This is a genomic window from Nguyenibacter vanlangensis, from assembly GCF_013376155.1.
GTDB classification, from domain to species: domain Bacteria; phylum Pseudomonadota; class Alphaproteobacteria; order Acetobacterales; family Acetobacteraceae; genus Gluconacetobacter; species Gluconacetobacter vanlangensis.
Genome location: NZ_JABXXP010000121.1, coordinates 1 through 6742 on the forward strand (window position 1 = coordinate 1; position 6742 = coordinate 6742).

Consider the following 6742-nt stretch of genomic DNA (forward strand, 5'->3'; position numbering starts at 1 on the left):
TGCCGATCAGCACCCGCTCCGCCGCCATGCCGTCCGGCAGCGCATAGCGCGCCGCCGCATCCGAAAAATTCAGCACCACCAGCGCCGCCCCGGCCTCATCCCGCCGCAGATAGGCATAGAGGCCCCCGGTGCGGCCCCCCGGACGGTCCACATCCCCCTGCCGCCCGTCCGGACTCACGTCCTGGTAACGTCCCGTCGCCAGGCAGGAGCGTGCGCGACGCAAGGCGATCATCCGCCGATAGAAGGACAGGACCGACCCCGCCACCCCCTGCTGGGCCGCGACATTGACCCGCACATGGTCGGGATTGACCGCCAGCCACGGCACCCCGGTGGTAAAGCCCGCATGCGCCGACCCGTCCCATTGCATCGGCGTGCGCGCATTGTCCCGGCTGCTCTGCGCCAGATTGGCCAGATAGGTCGCCGCCGGCACCCGCCCGGACAGCACCTCGTCGCGCCAGCCTTGACGCGCGGCCACGTCGCGATACTGGTCGATGGCGGTGAACGGATAATTGGCCATGCCAATTTCCTGGCCCTGATAGATGAAGGGCGTACCCTTCAGCGACAGCAGCATCGTCGCCAGCAGCATGGCCGACCGCTCGCGGAATTCCGGCCGCGCCGAACCATAGCGCGACACCGCCCGCGGAAAATCGTGATCCTCCAGATAGACCAGCGGCCAGACATGCGGATCGTCGTCGAACGCATTGTCGGCATTGAAGGCGCGCATCGCCTCCAGCCGCCACGGCGTCTTGCGCCAGCCCCTGACGTCCTGCAACTGCAGGTCGAACCGAAAGGCCGAATTCAGCCCGCCGCGCCGGTCGTCGGTCATCGCGGCGATGGCCGCGTGCGGCGCGCCCCATGCCTCGCCCACCGTATACAGGTCGGTCCCGGCAAAGACATGCGTGTACATGTCGTGCAGATACCCCTCCAGGCGCGGCCCGATCTCGGCGAACGCGCCCGAACCCGCCCGCTGCGCCGGCGTCAGGTCGCGCATCGCCGACGGCTTGGCCAGGCTGGTAATGGCATCGAAACGGAACCCGCTGACCCCCTTCGCCGCCCAGAAGCGCAGGATATCGTACAACGCCGCCCGGACCTTGGGATTCTCCCAATTCAGGTCGGGCTGCTTGGCCACGAAGGTATGCAGGTAATATTGCCCCGTCCGCGCGTCGAACTGCCAGGCCGGACCGCCGAACGCCGCCTGCCAGTCGGTGGGCGGTCCGCCGTCGCGCCCGTCGCGCCAGATATAGAAATCGCGATACGGGTCGTCCCGCGACCGCCGGCTCCGCACGAACCATTCATGCTCGTCGCTGGTATGGTTGAACACCATGTCCAGGATGACATGGATGCCCCGCGCCCGCGCGCGCGACAGAAACAGGTCGAAATCCGCCATCGTGCCGAAATCGGGCATGATCCTGCGATAATCCCGCACATCATACCCGTTGTCGGCATTGGGCGAATCGAAACAGGCCGCGACCCACACCGCATCGACGCCCAGGTCGGCCAGATGATCGACCCGCGCGGCCATGCCGCGAAAATCGCCGATCCCGTCCCCGTTCCCGTCCTGGAAGGACCGGGGATAGATCTCATAGGCCACCGCCCGCTTCCACCACGGCACGGCCGCCCCCCGCGCCGCCCGCACCCCCGCCGGCGCCAGCAGCAGGGACGCTCCCAGTTTCGCGACAACCCTTCGCGATATCACCAAATTCTTCGTCCTCCGGTCCTATGGAGCCAACCGTGAAAGTCTCTTCTTTTTCTGAAGAAAAAGAAGCAAAAAGACTTTTATTCGTTTTGGGGCTTTGCGCGTTCCCAGCACATTCTCCCAATGTTCAAAAGTTTTTTGGTTCTTTTTTTCAAAAAAAGAACAGGACGCACCCGCCCCCCCCATCCTTACGCGCCCGCAAGCACTCACAACATCCGCCGCACCACCCCGTCCCGCCGGACCAACCCATGCCACGCCGCCGCCAGCCCATGCACGCCGATCAGCGCCAGAAAGACATAGGCCACGACATGGCTGTGAATCCTGCTGGCCAGGTCGACCATCGCCGGATTCCGCGCCGCCGGGGCCGGCAGGGTCCAGAACGCGATTTTCGCCGACGCCCCGAACAGCGCCCAGAGCAGGCCGAAGACCGGCAGCATCAGCAGGAACCCGTAAAAGACGCCATGCAGCATCCGCGCCGGACGCGCCGTCCCGCCCGCCTTGCGCAGCCCCAACCGCAGCCCCAACCGCAGCAGCGTCAGCCCGAAGACCGCGCATCCGGCCAATTCATGGCTCTGCAGCCAGAATTTCCGGATCGCGCTGCCATGCGCACTTCCCTCGCGCAGCCAGTTCGTCGCGAACAGACACGCCACCAGCCCCGCCGTCAGCCAGTGCACCGCCCGCAACGCGGGCGGATGCCGCTCCGCCTCACCGAGGAATCGCACCCCGCTCATTTCACCAGCGGGACGCCCAGCACGTCATTGCCCTCGGTATGGAACGCATGGACATGGTCGATCAGCGGCTTGAAATTCGGGTCCCGCGCCAGTTCGGCCCGCACCTTGGCCATTTCCGCGTCCCGCTGCCCCAGCGCGGCCAGGTCGCGATATTGCAGCAGCAGCAATTCGTCCCACCGGTCGCCGGAATCATAGCGGTTGGTATACATCCGATAGCTGATCAACGCCTTGTCGCGGATCCAGCCATGCATCTGCGGCAGCCCGTACCCCTTGAAGGAAACGTCCCACTTCTTCCAGTTCTCGTCGTTCCCCACAGTGTAGTTGATGATGTAATAGATCCCCCGGTTCGGATCGCCGCTCCCCTCGGTCCAGCGCAGATCCAGCGAATAGGTCTGCACCGGCCGGGCCAGCGCCAGCCCCGCCGCATCCAGCCCGCCCGGCGCGGTCTGCTCGATCGCCTGCCACTGCCCCACCTGGGCATAGGACGGAAACTCCAGCAGGGTCGCGGCATCCCAGGTCTCGGAATCCACATAGGGATTATACAGGATCTGGTAATTCTTCAGCACGCCGCCCTTCTTCCACGCGGCCAGCCGGTCCAGTTCGCGATCCAGCAGATAGCGGCGAAAGGCCGGCCGGTCCGCCGGCTTGGCCCGATAGAAGATCGCCAGCGTGGTCGGCCCGTCCTGATGGATTTCATCGGCCCGGGCGGACGAGACCGCAGACCACATGGCGAGCGACGCGGCAGACGCCGCCAGTCCGGCGACACACGCCAGGGCCCGCATCCGGAATATCCAGCTCATGAACAACCTCGTGATGCTTTTGTGTTTACCTACAAGGGAAAGACCTGGCCGTTTCTATTCGACGGGCCGGAATATCATCACCTTCGCATAGTCGGTGGGAAAACCCAGATGCGGCACCGAGACAAACAGGCGATCCGCCACCGGGTCGAAATAGCTGGTCTTGGCCATCACCGACGTCTCCACATCGTCGGCCTTCCGATACTGCCCGCCCGACCGCCCACCCGGGCCCGAAATGCCCGCGGCGGCGTCATCCGGGGTATAGACATAGGTCTCCACCACCCCGTCGCCCGAGGAATCGACGATCCGCCGCCGCTTCTCGTCCAGCCACAGACTGTCGATCCACCCGCGCGACGGCAGCACCTTGCTCACCGCCCCCGTCTTCAGGTCGAACACGACGATCACCCCGCGCATCGAACTGTTGCGGCAGGCGACGAACAGACGGTTCCAGGCGCGCGACAGGGCGACCGACATGTTCCTGCCGCAGGACGGCACCGCCCATTGCGCCGCGATCCGCCCGCTTTTCAGGTCGATAACCGCCAGCGCGGCCTTCATCGGCAGGTTCAGATACATCCGCCCCTCCGCATGATCGATCACTCCCTGCTCCAGCACCGGGGTCGGAAAAACCCAGTCCGCCACCACCCGGTCCAGGTCGGTGTCGATCACCGACAGATGCGCCGTCGCCTCGCCCGCATCGTCGCCGCCATTGGCGACATAGATCCGTCTCTTGTCCTGCGGGTCATAGACGACGCCATCCACCCCCGGCCGCAGCGCGATGGTCTTCAGGTGCGCATAGCTGGCGCCGTCATACACCTCGATTTTTCCCGCCCCGTCCGACACATAAAGCCGGTCCGTATCGCCGCGATAGACCACGCCGTGCGGGTTGCCGAATCCGGGAATCACCTTGATCACCTTGTCCGATTCGTAATCGGACACCACCACCTCCTTGCTGGCCTGCATGGTCGTGAAGACGCGGTGCCGCCGCGTATCCGTCGTCACGTAATCCGAATAGGGCCCGCTTTTGACGTCCGGAAACGCGACTTCCCCCGCCAGGCGCCAGGCGGCATCCCGTCCCGCGTCAAAGGCAGGTCCGGCGGGGGCGGCCCACCCCGCCGGCCCCACCCCCGCCACGCCGGCCAGCATCCCCAGCGCCACCCCCAGCCCAATGGACGATTTCCGCATCATGCCTTCTCCTCTTTCCCCTATGGCTCAGAACGACGTCGAAATCGTGCCCAGCATGGCAAAGCCGGGTCCGACATAGTACGACGCGCTGCCCGCCGCGATCTTGCCGCCATAGATGCCACGCGCGCCCCTGGCGGTCGCCACCGGGCTCGCCACGCCCGACAGGTAATGCGCATCCCCGACATTGATGAAGTTCAGCCGGAATTCCGGACGCTTCAGCCATCCCCAATCCGACCCGCGCACCCCCACGCTCATATTGACGTTGGTATAGGCGGGCATCTTCTCGTCATCCATGAAGGTCGAATATTGCGACGCGATATGTTTCAGGTTCATGTCGCCGAAGAACGTGCCGTCATCATAGGCCAGGCCCAGCGCCGCCTGCCATTTCGGGCTGCGCACCGCGATCTTCCCCGCCGACGGCAGGTAATCCACCAGGCCGCTGGTCGCGATCGCGCGGATATTATTGTCCTCGGTCGCGTGCAGATACTCGCCCGAGACATAGGCCGTCACGTGATGGAACGGCCTGGTCGCCACCTCGCCGTCCACGCCGCGATTGGTCTGGCCGCCGCCGCTGACCGTGCCCGAAATCTGGTTGGCATTGATGATGGTCACGATCTGGCGGTTGGTGATGTTGGTGTTGAAGAAGGTGACCGACGCCAGCACCGGTCCATTATAACGATAGCCCACCTCCTCGCCGATCGCATATTCGTCCGGCCCCGCGGCACCCTGATGGGCGATATGCCCGTTATTGATGTTATAGGAGGTAAACAGATTGTTCCCCGGCGAAACCCGGAAATTCGTCGTCGCGTCGATGAAGAACTGATGCGTGTCGTTCAGCCGCCAGTTCAGCGACACGCGCGGCAGCGGATGCGCGCTGTTGGCACGGACATAGGCCGTGCCCGGAATCTGGTTCTGGGCATCGCGGCTCATCATCACCTCCTTGAACCCCGCGTACAGATCCAGGTGATCGGGAATCAGGCCGATCTTCTCGGACACGTACAGCGCATTGGTCTGCGTCGTGATGTTGCCGAGCTGGTTGGACAGCCGCACCCCGTTGGCGAAGGTGATCGCCTTCTCCCCGGTCGGATCGGGCGCGATCCCGTTCGCGCCGACCCCCTGGTAGAAATAATCCATATGCCCGTTGTCGAAATTGTACCAATAGCCGAACAGCGTCTCCGACCGCCCGTAATGCGCGGTCAGAAAGGTGTTGAACCCGGCATAGGTATCCTGGATCACGTTGGTGCTGATGGCGTTGAACTGGGTATGCGCGGCGTTGGTCGGCGCAAAGCCCAGATTCTCCGGATAGAAACTGCGGCCGTAGTAATTCCCCGCCACGTTCAGCAGCGTCCCGGCCGGCGCATAGCCCCGCGCCCAGGACATATAGGGCGTGACGTTCAGGCGCAGATGCCGCGTCAGCCGCAGGTCCGACGGCATGCTGACGACGATCGCCTGCCACACATTGATGAAGTTCTTGTAATAGGTCGTCTGTCCCGGGGTATAGGTGCCCGGATAATTGTAGTTCACCCCCTGTTTCAGCCATTGCGCCATCGTCGGCTGGGTATAGGCCGATTTCAGCAGATCGTTATAGGTCACCGCCAGGCTGGTATGGCTGTCGGCGGACCAGTCCTTGACGGCCTTGAAATCGACGTGCCGCCGGTGGTTCGGCCCCAGGCCGCGCCAGTTCCGCACCATCATGTCGGAGAACGAGATATAGGCCTTCACCCCGCTATGACCGATATAGCCGCTATCCAGCCGCACGAACTCGCGATGCATGTCGAAACTGCCATAGCTCGCATCGAACGCGCCGCCGAAATTGTCCGCCGGATCGCGCATGCTCGCCCGCAGCAATCCCCCCACCTCGCTGAAGGTCGGGTCCTGGATCTCCGACGCCCCCTGGGCGAAGGAAATCCGCGCCATGTTCTCCGAATCCGCCCAGGCCGTGGTGTTCGGATTGCCGGTCAGCGAGAAATTCAACGGCACCGACTCGAAGATATAGCCGATCTCCGGCTGGTCCACGCCGCGCGACGACATGTCCGCCTGATCGGTGGCCGACATCGGATCGGCCGCGGCGAAATTCACCCCCGGCATCATGGAGACAAGCGTCAGCGCGGTGGCGCTCGGGCTCTGCCGGCTGATATAGGCCTGCGTCACCGCGCTGATCGCCTTGGGCGCGGTCTCGCGCGACATCAATCCGCCGCCCGTGTGACGATAAATGGCGCCCCGCACATCGACTTCCTCGACCGAAGGCGCACCCCGCGCCCCCGTCCCGACCGGTTTTCCGGACGGCGCCTTCTTCACCGCCGGTGCAATCGGGGCCGCGCTGCCGGGCGGGGGCT

The 6742-nt window shown here is 64.4% G+C and carries 5 protein-coding genes; all 5 read right to left on the minus strand.

The features are described from left to right. On the minus strand, positions 1-1696 hold a 1696-nt coding region (locus tag HUK84_RS08265), incomplete at its 3' end, for an alpha-glucosidase (protein ID WP_317135263.1). A 206-nt stretch (positions 1697-1902) separates the two neighbouring features. Further along, positions 1903-2418, minus strand: a complete 516-nt coding sequence (locus HUK84_RS08270) for a cytochrome b (protein WP_176639873.1) — start codon at positions 2416-2418, stop codon at positions 1903-1905. 5 nt (positions 2419-2423) lie between these two features. Next, positions 2424-3227: a hypothetical protein gene (locus HUK84_RS08275; RefSeq protein ID WP_176639874.1), complete on the minus strand. Its 804-nt coding sequence runs from the start codon at positions 3225-3227 to the stop codon at positions 2424-2426. 54 nt (positions 3228-3281) lie between these two features. Beyond that, the gene (locus tag HUK84_RS08280) at positions 3282-4406 is read right to left on the minus strand and encodes a YncE family protein (protein ID WP_218064277.1); all 1125 of its coding nucleotides are present in this window, start codon (positions 4404-4406) and stop codon (positions 3282-3284) included. 27 nt (positions 4407-4433) lie between these two features. Next, a partial coding sequence (locus tag HUK84_RS08285; RefSeq protein ID WP_218064278.1) for a TonB-dependent receptor occupies positions 4434-6742 on the minus strand: 2309 nt, incomplete at its 5' end.